The organism is Erythrobacter sp. HL-111 (assembly GCF_900105095.1).
Lineage (GTDB): Bacteria > Pseudomonadota > Alphaproteobacteria > Sphingomonadales > Sphingomonadaceae > Erythrobacter.
This window is the reverse complement of sequence record NZ_LT629743.1, coordinates 1,303,649-1,321,561: the sequence shown is the minus strand read 5'-3', so window position 1 is coordinate 1,321,561 and position 17,913 is coordinate 1,303,649. Positions and strand designations below refer to the sequence as shown.

The following is a 17,913-nucleotide window of genomic DNA, read 5'->3' as shown; positions in this document are numbered from 1 at the left end:
GCAATTCATCAACCCCCGCCCCGTTCGGGAGGGCCTTTCAGCAGCAGGACCTCGGGCCGGGCGGTCAGGCCGCGCGGGCGAGCACGTCGTTCACCGCGTCGAGCATTTCCGCGGGCGGGCACGGCTTTTCGAGCGTTCGCGCCCCGGGAAAGCGTTCGGCGATCTCCTCATGCGTGTGGAGCCCGGAATGGAAGATGATCGGCACGCCCTGCTCGGCCAGCTTTGCGGCGAATTCGAAGACCATGCCGTCGTTCAGCTGGACGTCGAGAATGGCAAGGTCCGGCCGTTCCTTCTGAAAGGCGAACATCGCCGCGGAAATCCCGGCATGGGGACCTTCCACGCGGTAGCCCGCTTCCTCGACCGTGTCGCGCAGGTCGTAGGCGACGATCATCTCGTCTTCGGCGACGAGAATGCTCTGCGTCATCGGTGTCCTCCTGTGATTGCGGGGGCGATTGTAACACGGATCGCCGCGGGATGCAGGAGGGGGGCCATACGCCGTGTCGCGCGGGTCACGCGCTCCGGCCGAACTTTGCCTCGAACGCGTCCTTGTCCCCCGAAACCAGCAGCTTGGCCTGTTCGACCCACTGGTCGCGGCGGATGCGGCCCCTGAACCGGCCGAGCTGGGAATCGATCCGTTCGATATCGGCCTCGTCCCAGGCGGCCACCTGTTCGAATCGGGTCACGCCAAGCTCATGCAGCATCGTCACGAGCTTGGGTCCGACCCCCTTGAGGCGGGAAAGGTCGTCGCCTTCGCCCGCTTCGGTGACGGGTTCGATCGTGGCGGCCGGTTTCGGCTCGGGTTCGGGCACCGGGTCGCCCACGGTCGGCGCGACGCTCGCGCCCGCTTCGGCATCGGCGCTCTCGCCCGCGGTCGCGATGCCGTGCGCGTTCGCGGTGGCCGAGGTTTCGCCGAACGACCTCTCCATCCCGCGCGGACTGCTTATCAGGGCCTCGTTGCGGCGCGGCCTTTCGGCCCCGTCATCGAGCACGTCGCGTTTTTCCGCATCCTCGGCGCCGACCACCGTGGTCTTGCGGTTCAGGCGCAGGAACAGCCAGACGAAGACGATGAGGAGGACGATCGCGAGCAGGATCAGCGGAAGGAGTTCGACCATGGTTTCGGACATTCGCTTGGGCTTTCCCTTGTGAAGGCGGGCGGAATCGCGTCGCAGGTGCCCTTAGCAGCGCTGGCCCCCGCTGCCCAAGGGGCTTGGCCCGGCGATGCGCGCAACCCGGGATGAGCCGTTCGCAAGCATGGCGGGCGCAGGGTCGGGCTGCTGCCCGGTCAGCCCGGCGGATTGCTGCCGCCGGGAATGCTCCTGCGGCGGAACAGGACCTTGTCGCCCTCGTCGAAACCGCGCCGCCACACGACGAAGCCATAAGTCGCGAGGATCGCCGGGATGCCGAAGACGAGTTCGGTCCATTCGGGCAGCAGGGTGAAGGCGAAACCCACCACGACAGCGGGCGCGGCGGCGTAGACCAGCGCCCAGCGCCAGTTCGAGACCGGAGCCTTGAGCAGCTTCTTCAGCACCATTGCCTTGACGAGGCTCGAGGTGCCGAGCGCCAGCACCAGCGCCAGCGCCGCGCCCGCCGCCTTGAAGCCTTCGTCGAGACCGAGCGCGTTGCAGGCCTCGATGAAGCCGATCGTGAGCGCGCCCTGCAGGCCGATCACCCCGATCGAGATCGCGAGGTTGCGCTTTCGCGCGATGTAGACGAGCACGCTTTCCGAAACGACCGCCATCGAGGCGGCGACCTCCGCCGCGAGCAGCAGGGCAAGCGCGCCGGTGCCCCCGACGATGGCCGGCCCGCCGAGCCCCATCACCGCTTCGCCGGGAATGCCCAGCGCCAGGGCGATCCCGCCCTGCAGGGCGATGATCCAGAACCCCACCTGCCGCACCTGCGCCGCGATCGCGGCGTAATTGCCGGTCCTCAGGTTCTTGGTGATGACGGGCGAGAGGATCGGTTCGAAACTCGTCTTCAGCTTCTGCGGCAGGCTCGCGATCTGCTGGGCGAAGAAGTAGATCCCGACCGCCGCCGAGGAGGTGAACAGGCCGAGCAGGAACACGTCGAGCAGGCGCGTGCCGCGCTCGATCACGTCGGCACCGACCAGCGGCAGCGCGCGGCTCGACATCTTGGCAAGGTAGCGCGGGCGCGGGCGCCAGCCCTTCGGCAGGCCGTAGGTCCGCAGGAACGACCACAGGGCGGTCGCGAAAGCGGCGTAGATCGACGCGAGGAAGGCGAGGGCGAGCCCCGCCTCGCTGATCGCGGCGACGTAGAAGAACCCGATCGCCGCGATCGAGCGGGTCCACGGCTCGACGATCGCCCGGGCGCGCACCGTGGTCGCGATGTCGTAGCGATAGGCCTGCGCCGCGAGCAGGATCTCGGTCAGCGCGAAAGCGGGGATGCCGGCGATCATCCAGATGTCGAAATCGCTGTTCGTGCCGTTGGGGAACATGATCTCGGGAAAGATCAGCAGCACGCAGCAGATCGCGGCCGAAACGAGCAGCGAGGCCAGCATCCCGTCGAACACGAGATTGACCGCGCTCGCCCCTTCCTCGTCCGCGCCCTCGGTAAGGCGCTGGGCGAGCCCGCGCTTCTCGCCGAGCGCGCAGACCAGCGCGACGATCTCGACGATGACGAAGGCCGAGGCGAAGCGGCCCATGTCCTCGACCCCGTAGAGGCGATAGCCGAGGAACAGGAAGGGAATGCCTCCCAGTGCGCGGATCACGAAACCCAGCGTGTTGGTCCGTCCGCCCCGCGCGAGCGCGGCGAGGTCGTCCGCACCCGACACGTCGCCCCCGATCCCCGGCGTCGGTGCGGAGGCGCGCTGGACGGGCGGGGTCTTGCTCACGCGCCCGCTTTGCCCGCCGTCCCGTCGCGCTCGGACTTGAGCGGGCGGGCGAGCAGCGCGGCGACCGCTTCGCGCGGCGCCTCGCCCTCTAGGATCGCGTTGACCGCGGCGACGATCGGCATGGCGACACCGCGTTCCTCGGCCAGCGCGGCGAGGACCGGGGCGGTGAAGGCGCCTTCGGCGACGGTGGTGCGGTCGGCCATGAGCTCGGCCGCGCTCCGCCCCTGACCCAGTGCCACGCCGAGCGAGAAATTGCGGCTCGAGGTGGAGGAGCAGGTGAGCACGAGGTCGCCCAGCCCGCACAGGCCGGCCAGCGTCTCGCGCCGCGCGCCCAGCGCCTCGCCGAAGCGCAGCATCTCGGCATAGCCCCGCGCGATCAGGGCCGCGCGCGCGTTCTGGCCGAGTTCCAGCCCGTCGACGAGCCCGCAGGCGATGGCGAGGACGTTCTTGACCGCCCCGCCGATCTCGGCGCCGGTCACGTCGTCGGAATAATAGGGGCGGAACGCGGGCCGGGCGATGGCGGGCATCAGCCGGTCCCATTGCGGCTCCCCGCCCGAACAGGCGAGGGTGACGGCGGTGGGAAGCCCGGCGGCGACCTCGTGCGCGAACGTGGGGCCGGAGAGCACCGCGATCTCGCTTTCGGGGCAGGCTTCGCGGGCGACCTCGTTCATCAGCCTGCCGGTCCCGCCTTCGATCCCTTTCGAGCACAGGACGAGATCACGCGGCCCTTCGGCCAGCCCGGCGAGCACCTTGCCGAGCACCTGCGCGGGCGTGACCGCGAGGACGATGGGGATGCCCGCAAGCTCGCCGAGGTCGCCGGTTGCGCGGATGGCGGAAGACAGGTCGGCCTCCTTGAGGAACAGGGGATTGGACCGCGTCCGGTTGATCGCCTCGACCACTTCGGCCTCGTAGGCCCAGATCAGCACCGGCGACCCGTCGCTCGCGACGAGCTGGGCGAGGGCGGTGCCCCAGGCGCCTGCACCGATGACGGCGATTTCCGCCCGCTCATCCTGAGCCTGTCGAAGGGTCATGCTTTCACTCCCGCTCCGCGCACCGCCTCGGCCTGCGGGTCGAGCGGCCAGCGCGGCCGCGCCCTGATGTCGAGCGGATCGCCCGCGGTTCCGCCTTCGAGCGCAAGCCGCTCGCAACCCGCCCAGGCGATCATCGCGGCGTTGTCGGTGCACAGCGCCAGCGGCGGGGCGACGAAGCGCATGGCGTGCCGCCCGGCAAGTGCCTCGAGCGCGGCACGCACCGACCGGTTCGCCGCGACCCCGCCGGCGACGACGAGGGCGGGCATCGGCCCGATCCGCGCCAGCGCGTGTTCGAGCCGGTCGACGAGGCAATCGACCGCCGCCTGCTGGAACGCGGCGGCGATGTCGGCGCGCGCGTGCTCGCCGCTTTCATGGGCGCGCAGGACCGCGCTCTTGAGGCCGGCAAAGGAGAAATGCGGCTCCTTCGACCCGGCGAGCGGGCGGGGCAGGCGCAGGTTCGCAGGATCGCCCTCCTGCGCGAGCCGTTCGACCGCCGGGCCGCCGGGATAGCCCAGCCGCAGGATCTTGGCGGTCTTGTCGAAGGCTTCGCCCAGCGCATCGTCGATCGTCGTGGCGAGGCGGCGGTAGCGCCCGACGCCCTCGACCGCGAGGATCTGGCAATGCCCGCCGGACACCAGCAGCAGGAGATAGGGAAAATCGAGGCTCGCGTCGGCGAGCCGCGGCGAGAGCGCATGGCCTTCGAGGTGGTTGACCGCGAGCAGCGGCTTGTCCGCCGCCATCGCGAGCGCCTTGCCGCTGACCAGGCCGACCATCACCCCGCCGATCAGGCCCGGCCCGGCGGTGGCGGCGATCGCGTCGACCCCGGAAAGGGTGACGCCCGCCCGTTCCAGCACCCCCGCGACCATCGGCGCGATCCGGTCGGCATGGGCGCGCGCGGCGATCTCGGGCACGACCCCGCCATAGGGCGCGTGCTCGGCCTCCTGCGAGGCGATCGCCTCGGCAAGGATCGTCCGGTCGGCCGCGACCAGCGCGACCGCGGTCTCGTCGCAGCTCGATTCGATGCCCAATACCAGCGGGCGTTCAAGGTTGGGGGCGTCGGCAGCCATGGCGCTTCCACTTAGTCCCTGTCGGGGCTAGAGCAAGCGCAGCCATGAGCCATTCACCGCAAGACAGCGCCCCGGGCGCCTATCGTATCCGCCTCGGCACGCGCGAATCCCCGCTCGCCATGGCGCAGGCCCACGAAACCCGCGCCCGCCTGTGCGCCGCGCATGGCTGGGACGAAAACGAGGTCGAGATCGTCCCCGTCGTCGCAAGCGGGGACAAGGTGCTCGACCGCCCGCTTGCCGAGATCGGGGGCAAGGCGCTGTGGACCAAGGAGCTCGACCAATGGCTCGGCGAAGGGCGGATCGACGCCTCGGTCCATTCGGCCAAGGACGTCGAGACGATCCGGCCCGATGTGTTCCGCTTCGCTGCCTTCCTGCCGCGCGCGGACCGGCGCGACTGCCTCGTCGGGGCGCAGAGCATCGCGGCGATCCCGCAGGGCGCTGTGGTGGGGACAAGCGCGCCGCGCCGCGCCGCGCAATTGCTCAACCTGCGCCCCGATTGCAGGGTCGTGACCTTCCGCGGCAACGTCGCGACGCGCCTCGGCAAGCTCGAGGCGGGCGAGGCGGACGTGACCTTCCTCGCCGCCGCCGGGCTCGAACGGCTGGGCCAGAGCGCGGTCGGCCATCCGCTCGATGTCAAGGGCTGGATCCCGGCCGCAGCGCAGGGAGTGATCGCGATCGAATGCCGCGCCGACGCGCCCGAAGTCGCCGCGCTGCTCGGCGCGATCGACCATGGCCCGACCCGGGCCGAACTCGAGGCCGAGCGCGCCCTGCTCGCGGCGCTCGGGGGGACCTGCCATTCTCCGGTCGCCGTCCTGTGCGAGGCGACGGCGGACACGCTGGCGCTGCGCGCCGCCCTGTTCAGTCCCGACGGGCGCGAGCGGGTCGAGGGGACGGCGCGCTTCGCCCCCGGCGACCACGGCGAGGTCGCGGCGCTGGCCGAAGACCTGCTCCGCCGCGCCGGCCCCGCCATCACCGAGCATTTTCGCCAGGACGCATGAGGCGGCGCGTGATCGCCGTGCGGCCGGAGCCGGGGCTCGCCGCGACGCTGGCGCTTGCGCGCGACATGGGGATCGAGGCCGAGGGCGTCGCCCTGTTCGAGATCCGCGCACGCGCCTGGACCGAGCCCGACCCGGAAAGCGTCGATGCCCTGCTCGTCGGGAGCGCCAATGCCTTCCTCCATGGCGGCCCGGCGCTCGCCCGGTTCGCGGGCAAGCCGGTTCATGCGGTCGGCGAAAAGACCGCCGAGGCCGCGCGCGCCGCCGGTTTCGCGGTCGCGGCAACCGGCTCGGGCGGATTGCAGCAGGTGCTCGATTCGGTCCGCCCCCCGGCCCGCCTGCTGCGGGTGGCGGGCGCGACGCACGTGCCGCTGGAACCGCCCGAAGGCGTGCGGATCACCACCGTGATCGCCTATGAAAGCGCAGCCCTGCCGATGCCCGCGCGCCTTGCCGGAAGGCTCGCCGCGGGCGCGCTCGTCCTGCTCCATTCGGCCGAGGCCGCGCGCCATTTCGCGTCCGAATCCGATCGGCTCGGGGTCGCGCGGTCGGCCGTCTCGCTCGCCGCGCTGGCCCCGCGCATCGCCGAGGCCGCGGGCGCGGGCTGGCGCGCGATCCACGTCGCGCCGGAGCCCGGCGACGCGGCGCTCCTCCACATGGTGCGCGACATGGTGACATGACATATGCGAATGACGGGTGCATAGGCTGCATCAAAACCTGCGCGGAAGCGTGAACCCGGAAGGGCGCGCGGCAAACCGGGCGCAAGGGACGCGGAAGCATGGAAACGAAATACGGGAGCCGCCGCAAGACGTCGTCCAGCAGGAGCCTCCTGCTCGGCGCGCTCGCCGCATTCATCCTCGGTGCGCTGCTTGCGGGCTATGTCGTGTGGTACAACATGAACGCCTCGCGCGAGGAGCTTGCCGCCAGCCTGCGCGAAGACGATCCGAAGCCCGCAACCACCGCTTCGCCCGGAGCCAAGCCGATCGTGCTGCCGGAGGCTGTGCTTTCCCCCATCCCGCGCCTGACGATCGAGGCGGACGAACGCGAGGAGGACGAACAGCCGGGAGAAGCGGTGACGCGCGTGGCGGAGCAGCAGGGAGGGATCGAACAGCGCCTCGCCGCCGCCGAACAGCGCCTGACCCGGCTCGACCTGCAGGCGCAGGCCGCCGCGGGCAACGCCGCGCGGGCCGAGGCGCTGCTGATCGCGTTCGCCACGCGGCGGCTGATCGAGCGCGGGGACGACCTGGGCTATCTCGCCGATCAGCTGCGCCTGCGCTTTGGCGACGAACGGCCCAATGCGGTCAACACGATCATCAATTTCTCCCGCCGCGAACGGCCGATCCGGCTCGACACGCTGATCGCCCGGCTCGACGGGCTCGCCCCGGAACTGCGCGAAAGGGAGGAGGGGCCGTCATGGGAGCGGTTCACCCGCGAATTGTCGCAACTGTTCGTGATCCGGCGCGAAAGCACGCCTTCGCCGCGGTCCGAAAGGCGGATGGAACGGGCGCGCTGGGCGCTCGAACAAGGGCGGATCGACAGCGCGATCGAGGAGGTCCGGGGGATGCCGGGCGCAGCGAACGCCGAAGCGTGGATCGAGGATGCGAAACGTTACCGCGACGTGATGATCGCGCTCGAGAACATCGAGAGCGCGGCGGTGCTCGACCAGCGCGGCCTGCGCGACCGGGAGGGCAATCCGGTCAACCAGCCGAGCCCGGCCGACCCGGGCCAGCGCGACCGATAGGGTTCGAACCCGTCGAGGCCCGCGCGCCTCTGCGCGCAGGTCGTCAAACGCGCTTCTGCGCGCGGGTCTGCAAGCGCGCCTCTACGCGCGCAGCAATTCGGGCAGGTCGCCCGAGACGCCGCGCGCCTCGTCCATGAAGAAGGTCTTGAGCGCGGGCGTGCGCTGCACCGCCGACATGCCGAGCCTCCGAACCGCCGATGCGGTCCTTCCCGGCACCCCGAACAGCCGGGTCAGCCCGTCGGTCGCCAGCGCGACCATGAAACTGTCGAGCCCGCGCCAGTTCTCGTAGCGTTTCAGCAGCTGCGCGTCGCCGGGATCGAGGCCGATCGCCGCCCCGTCCGCGAGCACTTCGACCAGCGCGCCGACATCGCGCAGGCCGAGATTGAGGCCCTGACCCGCGATCGGGTGGATGCCGTGCGCCGCATCCCCGACAAGCGCGAGCCGCTCGTCCGTGATCTTCGCCGTGTGGTGGAACCCCAGCGGCCAGCTCGACCGCGCGCCGACCGACAGCACCTTGCCGAGCACCCCGCCCATGCGCTTTTCCACCTCGGCAAGGAAGGCGCGGTCGCCGAGTTTCATGACGCCCCGGCCGTCCTCTTCCGACACGGTCCAGACCAGCGAGGAGCGGTGAGTCCCGTCCGCATCGTCCTGCATCGGCAGGAGCGCGAAGGGGCCGGCGGGATAGAAGATCTCCCAGGCGACGTTATCGTGCGGTTTCTCGTGGGTCAGTCCGGCGATGACCGCCCGGTGGTGGTAGTCCCACTTGGCGATGGTGATCCCCGCCGCCTCGCGCGTGGGCGACTGGCGCCCCTCGGCAGCGACCATCAGCCGGCCCTTGAGCTTGCGTCCGTCAGCGAGCGTGGCGGCGACGCCGAATTCGCTGCGCTGGCGCTCGATCACGTGAGCCTTCGCCACCCAGTTGATCATCGGTTCGGCCTCCGCCGCTTCGAACAGGGCGAGGCGCAGGCGGCGGTTGGGGAACATCCGCCCCAGCGTGCCTTCGTGCGGTTCGGGCTGGAAATCGAGCCGGCCGGGCTTGTTCTGGTCGGTCACGGCGATCGCGGAAATGTCGCACGCGAATTCCTCCAACCCCTCGGCGATGCCGATATTGGTGAAGAGGTGCCAGCTCGCGGTCGAGATCGCGGTCGCGCGGTCGTCGAAACCCTCGGCAGTCAGCTCCGCCGGATCGGCGCGGTCGACGACGTGGCTCGAAAGGCCCTTCTTCGCGGCCGCCAGCGCGAGGGTCATGCCGACGAGGCCCCCGCCGAGGATCAGGAGGTCGCGGGTTTCGTTGTCGGCGCTCATCGTTCTCGTAACCTTCCGAAGCGGTTTGTGTTTGGACGGGCAGCATCCTATCTCGCCCGCACTCGCCCCGGCATCTAGGGGTATGCGCCACGAAGAGGCAAGATTGTTCGCTGCACCCCCTATTGCCGCTGTTGCATGGCTGAAGGCGCTCGCCGCGCTGTGTTTCGCGTGGGTCGCGGTCGCGGCCGGCGCGCAGGACGACACCCTGCCCGAACCGCGCTTCGGCGACGAGAACATCGCGGTCGAGCTGTTCGCCGACGGGCGCCCGGAGCCGGGCGAGGAATGGATGCTGGCCCTGCGCTTCACGCCCAGCGCGCCGGAGTGGCACGGTTACTGGCGCAATCCCGGTGATGCGGGGCAGGGGATGACCCTGAGGCTCGACCTGCCGGAGGGCTGGGAGGCGGGCGAGCCGCTCTATCCCGTGCCCGAGACGCTGGTGATCGGCGGGCTGATGAACCACATCTACGAAGGGCGCTATGCCGTGCTGGTGCCGGTGCACGTGCCCGGGGACGCCCCGCCGGACAGCGTGCCGGATGTGCGGGCGAGCGTCGAATTCCTCGCCTGCACCGACCGCGTCTGCGTGCCGCAGGATGCGCTCGTCAAGGCGCGCCCCGGGGGCGATTTCGCGCGCTGGCGGGCAGAGGTCGCGCCGCTGATCGATGCGCGGGCGCGCTTCGCGCTCGCGGGCGAAACGCTGCGCCTTGCGGTTCCGCTGCCGGCCTCGGTCGAACTGGCCGACCCGCACGCCTTCATCGCCGACGAACGCCTCGTCGACTATGCCGCGCCCCAGACCTTCCGCCGCACGGGCGACACGCTGGTCGCGGAAATCCCGCTCGATCCCTATCGCGAGGGCGCAGCCGGAAGCGTCTCCGGCATCCTCGCCTTCGGCGGCGGCGCGGGCGTGCGTTTCGAGGCCGAGGCAGGCGACGTCCCGAGCGGGGGCGAGATCGTCGCCGGGCCTGCCGAGGCCGCGACGCCGCCGCTGTGGACGCTCGTGCTCGGCGCGCTTGTCGGCGGGCTCATTCTCAACATCATGCCCTGCGTCTTCCCGATCCTTTCGCTGAAGGCGCTCAGCCTCGCCCGGGCGGGGGAAAGCAAGGCGGCGGCGCGCATCGAAGGCGTGGCCTATACCGCGGGCGTGGTGCTGGCCTGCGCCGGATTGGGCGCGGTCATGCTGGCGCTGCGCGCGGCGGGCGAGCAGGTCGGCTGGGCGTTCCAGCTGCAGGAGCCGGGCGTCGTCGTCGCGCTGCTGGTGCTCGCAAGCGTCATCACCGCCAATTTCGCCGGGGTCTTCGAACTTCCCTCGATCTCGACCGGGCACGGCGCGCGCAAGGGCGCGGGCGGGGCCTTCGCGACCGGGCTTGTCGCCGCCTTCGCCGCGACGCCCTGCACGGGGCCGTTCATGGCGGCGGCGCTGGGCGCGGCGCTGCTGCTGCCCGCGCCGCTCGCGCTGGTGCTGTTCGCCATGCTCGGGCTCGGCCTTGCGCTGCCCTTCCTCCTGCTCGGCTTCGTGCCCGCGCTGCGCCGCCGCCTGCCCAAACCCGGCGCCTGGATGGAAACCTTCCGCCGCATCATGGCGATCCCGATGGGCCTGACCGCGCTCGCGCTCGTCTGGCTGACGGTGCAGCTCGGCGGGCGGGGCTTCGGCCTGTTCGCGCTCGTCATGGTGTTTGGCGTCGTGCTCGCGCTGTGGGTGGTGGGCAGGCTCCAGCAGGCGGGCAAGATGGCCTGGCCTGCCTTCGGCCTCGTCGCCGCGCCCTTCCTCGTGTTCGGCGCCTTCGCGCTGCCCGCGGGTTACGAGCCGCGCGGCGAGCGCATGGCCGAAAGCCTGCTCGACCCCGTCCCCTTCTCGAAAGAGGCGCTGGCCGAGGCGCGCGCGACGGGCCAGCCGGTCTTCGTCTGGTTCACCGCCGACTGGTGCGTCACCTGCAAGGTCAACGAGAGCGTCGCGATCGAGCGCGAGGCCACGCGGGAGGCTTTCGAGGCTGCGGGCGTGGTGCCGCTGGTCGGCGACTGGACGGTGCGCGATCCGGCGATCACCGCTTTCCTGTCGGAGCAGGGGGCGGCGGGCGTGCCGCTCTACCTGTGGTACGAACCGGGCACCGCCAAGCCTGAGCAGCTGCCGCAGGTGCTGACCCCCGACAGCCTCGTCGATCGCGCGGCGGTCAGCCTTTCGCGGAACGGCAGCGCTGGATCAGCGCCATCGGAAGCAGGCTCGGATTGATCTCGACCATGCCCGCACCCGGCAGGGTCGCGGTCAGGCGGCGCGGACCGGCGAGCGGCTCCCATTCCTCGCTTTCGGCGTCCTGCGTGCCCTGCCAGACGCGACGTCGCCCCGTCTTGGTCGCATCGACCGGCAGCCGCCCGACATGGCCGTTCCCGACCAGCGCGAACATCGCCTCCGCGCCCTCGTCGGCGGGGCTGAAACGGGTGATGGTGAGCGTGCCCCCGTTCCCGCTTTCGCCTTCCGCGCAGGCGAGCGCGATCAGCGCGGGCTCGCCCGGTACGCCGTAGAGGATCCGGCCTTGCCCCCGCGCGCTCGGCGCCCAGACCGCGCCTTCGGTTTCGGGCGAGGCGAGGGGGACGGACGCGAAGACCGGCTGCGCCGCCGGCGCTGCGCGGGCCAGCGTCTCGTCGGTGGGCGGCGGCTTGCAGGCCGCGAGCGCCGCCACCATGCCAAGCGCGGGGAGGGCGAGCGCGGCGGCGCCCTTCATCGGGCGCGGATGAAGGCGCGCAGGTCCTGCGAAAGCTTGCTGCGATCCTCGTCGCGGACATACATCATGTGGCCCGCATCGTAATAGCGGAAGGTCAGCCGGTCCTGCGGGATGCCGGGACGGTTCAAGGAATATTCCGCTCCGAAGAAAGGCGTCGCGAAATCGTACCAGCCCTGCGCGTTGAACAGGCGCAGCTCGCTGTTCTGGCGCATCGCCTGCCCGATCAGGGGTGCGACGTTGAGATAGGCCCCGCGTCCCTGTCCGCCGCCCAGGCTCCAGTCCCAGTAGCGCCCCGGATCGCGCCCGATCGAATTGTACTGGCGATCGGTTTCGTAGCCGAGCGTCTCGCGCGCCCAGGCGTTGACCGCGGCGGTATAGCCCGCGTCGATCCCGTAGAAGCTCGGGTCGTTGTCGGGATATTCGCCCGCGCTGTCGTAATCCTGGCCGGTGTAGCGCGCATCGAGCCGGCCGATGGTGAGCCCGCGGTCGCGCAGCAGTTCCTTGTAGAAACGCTGGCTGGTGACGCGCAGGTTCGCCCGGTCGAGATATTGCTCGGACAGGCCGGTCAGGCGCGAAAGTTCCGCGCGCACCGCGGCGCGTTCCTCGGGCGGCAGGTCCTGCCCCTTGAGCAGGGCGGAGGCGAAGGGACCGATCGCGAACCGGCGCGCCTCCTCGGCGATGGCCTCGGCCGATTCCGCCTCGACCTTGCCGTGGTAATAGGCCGCCGTCGCCATGTTGGGGAGCGTCACGACATAGGCCATCTCGTTGCCCGGCGTCGGTTCGCGCATGGCGAAATCGAGGATGGTCGAGATCAGGATCAGCCCGTTGAGGCCCACGTCGTTGTAGGTCGAGCCTTCCAGTTCGTCGACCACCATCGCCGTGCGGGTCGTGCCGTAGCTTTCCCCGCCGAGATACTTGGGGCTGTTCCAGCGGCCATTGTCGTTGATCCAGCGCCGGATGACATCGGCGACCGCGCGCGCGTCCTGCCTGAGGCCGTAATATTTCTTCGGGTCGGTGCCCTCGGTCAGATAGGAAAAGCCCGTGCCCGGCGGGTCGATGAAGACGAGGTCCGCGACGTCGAGCAGGCTGTCGGGGTTGTCGACGATCGGATAGGGCGGGGCTCCATCGTCGCGCGCGTCGCTGGGGATCGCAACCCGTTTCGGTCCGAAGGCGCCCATCTGCAGCCAGACCGAGCCAGAACCGGGTCCGCCATTGTAGATGAAGAACACCGGGCGCGAAGTGTCCCTGGGATCCTTCACATAGGACGTGGTGACGATCACCGCCTCGGGCTTGCCGTCGTCCGACTTGAGAACGGTCTCGCCGATGGTGGCGGTGTAATCGATCCGCTGCCCGCCGAAGGTGCCGGAGAGCCTGCGGCTCTTGACCTGCGGCTCGATCTCGACGGGGGCGGGTTCGGCGGCGGAATCGTCCTGCGCGGCAAGGGGAGCGGCCATGGGAGCGGCGATTGCGATGAGCGAGGCGGCTGCGAGCGCGCCGATCAGTCTGGTAGTCATGGGCCGGATTGTTGGCAGGACACCCGGGACAGCGCAAGCCTCAGGCGTAAATTGCTGGCCGATAACGAGGTTCGGGGATGGAGAGCCCTCGTTCGATAGCCGTTTCGAGCCAGAGTTCGATGGCGACTTCCGCCTCTGTCGTCGCTTCGGTCGGCGTCTCTCCATGCGCCGAACACCCGCGCAGATCGGGAACATCGGCGATCCAGCAGCCGTCATCCTGCGACCAGAAGACGTTGATGTGGTAACGAGGCTTGCTCACGGCGTGAATTATCGCCCGTCTTCCTCGACGAGGTCAATCTGAAACAATCCTGTCCGCCTAAGGCTTCCCGCCCATCCGCTTCGCCCTGATCTTGCCGTAGCGCGTCTTGCGCGTCCCCGGCTTGCCCTCGTTGCTCCGTCCCACGCGCGGTGCCTTTTTCTCGCCGTCGGGCAGGCCGAGTTCGTCCGCCTCCAGCCGCCGGATCTCGTCGCGCAGGCGGCCCGCTTCCTCGAATTCGAGGTTCGCGGCAGCTTCGCGCATCCGCTTTTCGAGGTCCTCGATGTAGGAGCGCAGGTTGTGCCCGACGAGATTGTTGACACCCTCGTCCTCGATCTCGACCGTGACGCCGTCCTGCGCGGCGGAATGGGCGACGATGTCGTGGATGTTGCGCTTGATGGTCTGCGGGGTGATCCCGTGTTCCTCGTTGTAGGCCTGCTGCTTGGCCCGCCTGCGGTCGGTTTCGGCCATGGCGCGTTCCATGCTGCCGGTGATCCGGTCGGCATAGAGGATCACGCGCCCGTCGACGTTCCGCGCAGCGCGCCCGATCGTCTGCACCAGCGAGGTTTCGGAGCGCAGGAAGCCCTCCTTGTCGGCATCGAGGATGCAGACCAGCCCGCATTCGGGAATGTCGAGCCCCTCGCGCAGGAGGTTGATCCCGACGAGCACGTCATAGACGCCCATCCTGAGATCGCGGATCAGTTCGATGCGCTCCAGCGTCTCCACGTCGGAATGCATGTAGCGCACCCTGATCCCGGCCTCGTGCATGAATTCGGTGAGGTCCTCCGCCATGCGCTTGGTCAGCGTGGTGACGAGCGTGCGGTAGCCCCTGGCCGCGGTTTTCCTGCATTCCTCGATGCAGTCCTGGACCTGGTCCTCCACGGGCCTGATGTCGACCGGCGGATCGATCAGGCCGGTCGGGCGGATGACCTGTTCGGCGAAGACGCCGCCGGTCTGTTCCATCTCCCACGGCCCCGGCGTCGCCGAAACGCAGAAGGTCTGCGGGCGCATCGCGTCCCATTCGTTGAAGCGCAGCGGACGGTTGTCGATGCAGCTCGGCAGGCGGAACCCGTATTCGGCGAGAGTGAGCTTGCGCCTGTGGTCCCCGCGCGCCATCGCGCCGATCTGCGGCACGGTCTGGTGGCTTTCGTCGACGAAGAGCAGCGCGTTCTCTGGCAGGTATTCGAACAGGGTGGGCGGCGGCTCGCCCGGCAGGCGCCCGGTGAGAAAGCGGCTGTAGTTCTCGATCCCCGCGCAGCTTCCGGTCGCCGCGATCATCTCGAGATCGAAATTGGTGCGCTGTTCGAGGCGCTGGTGTTCGAGCAGGCGGCCTTCCGCCTCGAGTTCCTTGAGCCGTTCGGCGAGTTCGAAGCGGATCGCCTCCATCGCCTGCTTCATCGTCGGCCCGGGCGTGACATAGTGCGAATTGGCATAGACCCGCACCCGGTCGAGGCTCGCGCCCTTCTTGCCCGTCAGGGGATCGAATTCGCTGATCTCCTCGATCTCGTCGCCGAAGAAGCTCACCCGCCAGGCCGTGTCCTCGTAGTGCGAGGGGAAGATCTCGAGACTGTCGCCGCGCACCCGGAAGCTGCCGCGCGCGAAGGCGACGTCGTTGCGCTTGTACTGCAGGGCGACGAGCTTGCGGATCAGTTCGCGCTGGTCGACCGTCTCCTCCTTCTTGATGTCGAAGACCATCGCGGAATAGGTTTCGACCGAACCGATGCCGTAGAGGCACGACACGCTCGCCACGATCACCACGTCGTCGCGTTCGAGCAGGGCGCGGGTCGCCGAATGGCGCATCCGGTCGATCGCCTCGTTCACGCTCGATTCCTTCTCGATATAGGTATCGGAGCGCGGGACGTAGGCCTCGGGCTGATAATAGTCGTAGTAGCTGACGAAATACTCGACCGCGTTTTCGGGAAAGAAGCTCTTGAATTCGCCGTAAAGCTGCGCGGCGAGGATCTTGTTCGGGGCGAGCACCAGGGCTGGGCGCTGCAGTTCCTCGATCACCTTGGCCATGGTGAAGGTCTTGCCCGAGCCCGTGACGCCCAGCAGCACCTGGGTCTTGTCGCCCTGGCTCGCGCCCTCGACCAGTTCTCGGATCGCAGTCGGCTGGTCGCCCGCCGGTTCGTAATCGGAGACGAGTTTGAACCTCCTGCCCGGCATCGACTTTTCGGGACGGGCGGGGCGGTGGGGGGTGAAATCCTCCCCGGTTTCGGGTTCGTCGAGGCCTCTTCGAATGACAAGCTGGCTCATACCCGCGATATGCGGAGCGCGAGGCTGGTTGTGAAGTGGCTTGCATCCTTCTAGCCTTCAGCGAAGGACGAATGACGCCGGCTTTTCGGTGCAAGGAGGGGGAAAAGACATGAAATTTGGCAGCCTTGCGATTGCAACTGGCGGACTCTGGCTCGCCGCGGCGCTCACCCTGCCCGATGCGCTGTCGGCGCAGCTCGAGCCTGGCGAGATGCGCCCCGAGACGGGCAAGTACAGCGCCGACATCACCGTCCAGTCGGTCGACATTCCCGGCGCGCCGCCGCAGATGGCGGGGATGATGACGAAGATGATGAGCCGGCAGACGACCTATTGCCTGACCGAGGAGGATGTCGAGGAAGGCTATCGCGCCATCACGCGCCGGTCGCAGGGCAAGGGCGCCGAGGATTGCACCTATGACCGATACAGCATGAAGGACGGCGAACTCGACGCGCAGATGACCTGCCGGATGGACGGGCGGACCATGACGATGACCATGGAGGGCACGGGCACGCCGACCTCTTCGGACATCGCGATGACGATGAACGGTGACATGGGCATGGGCCCGGGAACGATCCGGATGCGCGTGCTCCACAAGCGACTTGGCCCGTGTTGAGCCGGCACGCGCACGCAAGGGAGGACGGAACGATGATAAGAGCGGGGCTTGCAGCCGCGGCGTGCGCGCTGCTCGCGGCATGCGGCGGAGCGAACGAGGAGGCCGGCGAGCCCGCTTCCGAAGCGGATGACGGGGGCGCGATCAGCTCGGAGGAGGTGCTCGAACGCGCCCGCGCGGGAACGGTGCGGCCACTGCCTGGCCTCTATCGCTCCGAGGTCGAACTGGTCGATGTCGACATTCCCGGCGCGCCCCCGGAAGCGACCGAGATGATGCGCGGGCAGATGGCGCAGTCGAACGAATTCTGCCTCACCGAAGAGGACGTCGAGGAAGGCTACCGCCGCATGGCGAGCGAGCCGCAGGGCGACAACTGCAGCTTCACGAAGTTCGATGTGGACGGCGGGGAGATCGACGCCGCGATGACCTGCAGCGACCCGGACGGCGGGTCGATGAACATCACGATGCAGGGCACGGGCGGCGAGACGAGTTCCGAATTCATGATGCGGATGGCGGGCAATTTCGGCGGCTCGGGCGAGGGTTCGATGACCATGAAGCAGTCGAGCGAGCGCATCGGGGATTGCCCCGAGGACTGAGCGGCAGGGCCCCGCCGCGACCCCTTCCCGCGCGAAACCAAACGCTTCACCGGGCATTCAGTCGGTGGAGGCAAATAGACTTGCATGACATCGAACGCGATACTTGAAGGGCTCGGGAAACTTGCGTCGCGCGTCACGGGAGAGGGCGAGAAGCGCCGGGCCGAGCGTGAATGGCGGCAGGCCCTTTCCGAAAGCGAGCTCGCGCGGCGCATCGCGCTCGCGCGGGAGGAATGCCCGGAAGAGGAGCACGGCAAGCCGCCGCTCGTGCGGCTTCTGGGCGAATTTGATTTCCTCGCCGAACCGGTTCGCAGGATGTTCCGCAAAATCCCGGTCGAGCCCTGCAACCGGCCGCGCACGGTGATGATCCTGCCCGGTTTCGCAACCCAGCCGCGGCGGATGCGCTACATGGCGCAGCATATCGAACGGGCCGGGCACACGGCGAAGCGCTGGGGGCTCGGCTTCAACTGGGGCCCGAACGAGACGAAGTTCGCGAAGCTGGAGGAGCGCCTGCTCGATCTCCACGAACGCGCGGGCGAACCTGTCGTGCTGCTCGGCTGGAGCCTCGGCGGGCTGTTCGCGCGCGAGCTGGCCAAGCGCCATCCGCACGCCGTCGCCAAGGTCATCACCATGGGTTCGCCCTTTTCCGGATCCCCGCGGGCCAACAACATGTGGCGCGTCTACCAGTTCATCACCGGCCACCGGGTGGACCAGCCGCCGATCGACGTCGATCTCGGGACCAAGCCGCCGTGCGAGACGGTCGCCATCTGGAGCCCCAATGACGGCGCGATCGCGCCGCGCAGCGCGGCCGGCTATCCGGGCGAGCGCGACCGCGCGATCGCGCTGCGCTGCACGCACATGGGCTATACATATTCGCCCGAAGCGATCCGCGCTGTCCTCGCCGAACTGAGGCGCTGCCCCGACTGAGCCCCGGCCGCGCGCGCCGCTCTTTCTTTTTCCTCGCCGACGATTAGACTGCGGCTTGCGCGGCG

Annotated in this window: 17 protein-coding genes; 7 read left to right on the top strand and 10 right to left on the bottom strand. The window is 69.3% G+C overall.

The window, feature by feature from the left end; genetic code table 11:
- Positions 1 to 64: 64 nt before the first annotated feature.
- From BLU08_RS06290 to tsaD, 5 genes are all read right to left on the bottom strand, one after another.
- Positions 65 to 424 (bottom strand): response regulator, encoded by a 360-nt coding sequence (locus BLU08_RS06290; protein ID WP_090196906.1) that lies wholly within the window; start codon positions 422 to 424, stop codon positions 65 to 67.
- Between the two features lie 85 nt (positions 425 to 509).
- Entirely contained in the window at positions 510 to 1,124 is a 615-nt protein-coding gene (locus tag BLU08_RS06285) for a hypothetical protein (RefSeq protein WP_233996116.1), read from the bottom strand.
- A 158-nt stretch (positions 1,125 to 1,282) separates the two neighbouring features.
- Positions 1,283 to 2,848: a lipopolysaccharide biosynthesis protein gene (locus BLU08_RS06280; protein ID WP_369816833.1), complete on the bottom strand. Its 1,566-nt coding sequence runs from the start codon at positions 2,846 to 2,848 to the stop codon at positions 1,283 to 1,285.
- Positions 2,845 to 3,879 carry an NAD(P)H-dependent glycerol-3-phosphate dehydrogenase gene (locus BLU08_RS06275; RefSeq protein WP_090196901.1) on the bottom strand — a complete coding sequence of 345 codons (1,035 nt, stop codon included), beginning with the start codon at positions 3,877 to 3,879 and terminating at the stop codon, positions 2,845 to 2,847. The genes BLU08_RS06280 and BLU08_RS06275 overlap by 4 nt, the downstream gene beginning before the upstream one ends.
- On the bottom strand, positions 3,876 to 4,946 hold the full coding sequence (gene tsaD / locus BLU08_RS06270) for a tRNA (adenosine(37)-N6)-threonylcarbamoyltransferase complex transferase subunit TsaD (protein ID WP_090196899.1): 1,071 nt from the start codon (positions 4,944 to 4,946) through the stop codon (positions 3,876 to 3,878). The genes BLU08_RS06275 and tsaD overlap by 4 nt, the downstream gene beginning before the upstream one ends.
- A gap of 44 nt (positions 4,947 to 4,990) precedes the next feature.
- Between tsaD and hemC the strand changes: the two genes are divergently transcribed.
- The 3 genes from hemC (at position 4,991) to BLU08_RS06255 (ending at position 7,679) form a co-directional block, all read left to right on the top strand.
- The gene (gene hemC / locus BLU08_RS06265) at positions 4,991 to 5,944 is read left to right on the top strand and encodes a hydroxymethylbilane synthase (protein ID WP_090196893.1); all 954 of its coding nucleotides are present in this window, start codon (positions 4,991 to 4,993) and stop codon (positions 5,942 to 5,944) included.
- Complete coding sequence (locus BLU08_RS06260; RefSeq protein ID WP_090196890.1) at positions 5,941 to 6,618, top strand: uroporphyrinogen-III synthase; 678 nt, start codon at positions 5,941 to 5,943, stop codon at positions 6,616 to 6,618. The genes hemC and BLU08_RS06260 overlap by 4 nt, the downstream gene beginning before the upstream one ends.
- 98 nt (positions 6,619 to 6,716) lie before the next feature.
- Complete coding sequence (locus BLU08_RS06255; RefSeq protein WP_090196887.1) at positions 6,717 to 7,679, top strand: hypothetical protein; 963 nt, start codon at positions 6,717 to 6,719, stop codon at positions 7,677 to 7,679.
- A gap of 81 nt (positions 7,680 to 7,760) precedes the next feature.
- On the opposite strand, the gene BLU08_RS06250 is transcribed toward BLU08_RS06255, so the two are convergent.
- On the bottom strand, positions 7,761 to 8,984 hold the full coding sequence (locus BLU08_RS06250) for an FAD-dependent monooxygenase (RefSeq protein WP_090196882.1): 1,224 nt from the start codon (positions 8,982 to 8,984) through the stop codon (positions 7,761 to 7,763).
- An 82-nt stretch (positions 8,985 to 9,066) separates the two neighbouring features.
- Between BLU08_RS06250 and BLU08_RS06245 the strand changes: the two genes are divergently transcribed.
- On the top strand, positions 9,067 to 11,208 hold the full coding sequence (locus BLU08_RS06245) for a protein-disulfide reductase DsbD (RefSeq protein WP_090196878.1): 2,142 nt from the start codon (positions 9,067 to 9,069) through the stop codon (positions 11,206 to 11,208).
- On the opposite strand, the gene BLU08_RS06240 is transcribed toward BLU08_RS06245, so the two are convergent.
- The 4 genes from BLU08_RS06240 to uvrB are packed head-to-tail and all read right to left on the bottom strand — an operon-like array spanning position 11,150 to position 15,724.
- On the bottom strand, positions 11,150 to 11,698 hold the full coding sequence (locus tag BLU08_RS06240; RefSeq protein WP_090196875.1) for a hypothetical protein: 549 nt from the start codon (positions 11,696 to 11,698) through the stop codon (positions 11,150 to 11,152). The two genes, BLU08_RS06245 and BLU08_RS06240, sit on opposite strands and share 59 nt — an antisense overlap.
- On the bottom strand, positions 11,695 to 13,212 hold the full coding sequence (locus tag BLU08_RS06235; protein ID WP_090196871.1) for a S10 family peptidase: 1,518 nt from the start codon (positions 13,210 to 13,212) through the stop codon (positions 11,695 to 11,697). The genes BLU08_RS06240 and BLU08_RS06235 overlap by 4 nt, the downstream gene beginning before the upstream one ends.
- A gap of 40 nt (positions 13,213 to 13,252) precedes the next feature.
- Positions 13,253 to 13,471 (bottom strand): type II toxin-antitoxin system HicB family antitoxin, encoded by a 219-nt coding sequence (locus tag BLU08_RS06230; RefSeq protein ID WP_090196867.1) that lies wholly within the window; start codon positions 13,469 to 13,471, stop codon positions 13,253 to 13,255.
- Between the two features lie 57 nt (positions 13,472 to 13,528).
- The gene (uvrB, locus tag BLU08_RS06225; protein WP_090196864.1) at positions 13,529 to 15,724 is read right to left on the bottom strand and encodes an excinuclease ABC subunit UvrB; all 2,196 of its coding nucleotides are present in this window, start codon (positions 15,722 to 15,724) and stop codon (positions 13,529 to 13,531) included.
- Positions 15,725 to 15,833: 109 nt separating this feature from the next.
- Between uvrB and BLU08_RS06220 the strand changes: the two genes are divergently transcribed.
- The 3 genes from BLU08_RS06220 to BLU08_RS06210 all read left to right on the top strand — a co-directional run bounded on the left by BLU08_RS06220 (position 15,834) and on the right by BLU08_RS06210 (position 17,848).
- Positions 15,834 to 16,334 carry a DUF3617 domain-containing protein gene (locus tag BLU08_RS06220; RefSeq protein WP_090196859.1) on the top strand — a complete coding sequence of 167 codons (501 nt, stop codon included), beginning with the start codon at positions 15,834 to 15,836 and terminating at the stop codon, positions 16,332 to 16,334.
- A 32-nt stretch (positions 16,335 to 16,366) separates the two neighbouring features.
- Complete coding sequence (locus BLU08_RS06215; protein ID WP_090196856.1) at positions 16,367 to 16,924, top strand: DUF3617 domain-containing protein; 558 nt, start codon at positions 16,367 to 16,369, stop codon at positions 16,922 to 16,924.
- Positions 16,925 to 17,008: 84 nt separating this feature from the next.
- Entirely contained in the window at positions 17,009 to 17,848 is an 840-nt protein-coding gene (locus BLU08_RS06210) for a triacylglycerol lipase (RefSeq protein WP_157674467.1), read from the top strand.
- The last annotated feature ends 65 nt before the right edge of the window (positions 17,849 to 17,913 follow it).

What these genes read in the sequence shown, in the direction of transcription:
- BLU08_RS06290 (WP_090196906.1), bottom strand. Translation starts at nt 424, where the DNA reads ATGACGCAGAGCATTCTCGTCGCCGAAGACGAGATGATCGTCGCCTAC.
- BLU08_RS06285 (WP_233996116.1), bottom strand. Translation starts at nt 1,124, where the DNA reads ATGTCCGAAACCATGGTCGAACTCCTTCCGCTGATCCTGCTCGCGATC.
- BLU08_RS06275 (WP_090196901.1), bottom strand. Translation starts at nt 3,879, where the DNA reads ATGACCCTTCGACAGGCTCAGGATGAGCGGGCGGAAATCGCCGTCATC.
- tsaD (WP_090196899.1), bottom strand. Translation starts at nt 4,946, where the DNA reads ATGGCTGCCGACGCCCCCAACCTTGAACGCCCGCTGGTATTGGGCATC.
- hemC (WP_090196893.1), top strand. Translation starts at nt 4,991, where the DNA reads ATGAGCCATTCACCGCAAGACAGCGCCCCGGGCGCCTATCGTATCCGC.
- BLU08_RS06260 (WP_090196890.1), top strand. Translation starts at nt 5,941, where the DNA reads ATGAGGCGGCGCGTGATCGCCGTGCGGCCGGAGCCGGGGCTCGCCGCG.
- BLU08_RS06255 (WP_090196887.1), top strand. Translation starts at nt 6,717, where the DNA reads ATGGAAACGAAATACGGGAGCCGCCGCAAGACGTCGTCCAGCAGGAGC.
- BLU08_RS06250 (WP_090196882.1), bottom strand. Translation starts at nt 8,984, where the DNA reads ATGAGCGCCGACAACGAAACCCGCGACCTCCTGATCCTCGGCGGGGGC.
- BLU08_RS06245 (WP_090196878.1), top strand. Translation starts at nt 9,067, where the DNA reads ATGCGCCACGAAGAGGCAAGATTGTTCGCTGCACCCCCTATTGCCGCT.
- BLU08_RS06240 (WP_090196875.1), bottom strand. Translation starts at nt 11,698, where the DNA reads ATGAAGGGCGCCGCCGCGCTCGCCCTCCCCGCGCTTGGCATGGTGGCG.
- BLU08_RS06235 (WP_090196871.1), bottom strand. Translation starts at nt 13,212, where the DNA reads ATGACTACCAGACTGATCGGCGCGCTCGCAGCCGCCTCGCTCATCGCA.
- uvrB (WP_090196864.1), bottom strand. Translation starts at nt 15,724, where the DNA reads ATGAGCCAGCTTGTCATTCGAAGAGGCCTCGACGAACCCGAAACCGGG.
- BLU08_RS06220 (WP_090196859.1), top strand. Translation starts at nt 15,834, where the DNA reads ATGAAATTTGGCAGCCTTGCGATTGCAACTGGCGGACTCTGGCTCGCC.
- BLU08_RS06215 (WP_090196856.1), top strand. Translation starts at nt 16,367, where the DNA reads ATGATAAGAGCGGGGCTTGCAGCCGCGGCGTGCGCGCTGCTCGCGGCA.
- BLU08_RS06210 (WP_157674467.1), top strand. Translation starts at nt 17,009, where the DNA reads ATGACATCGAACGCGATACTTGAAGGGCTCGGGAAACTTGCGTCGCGC.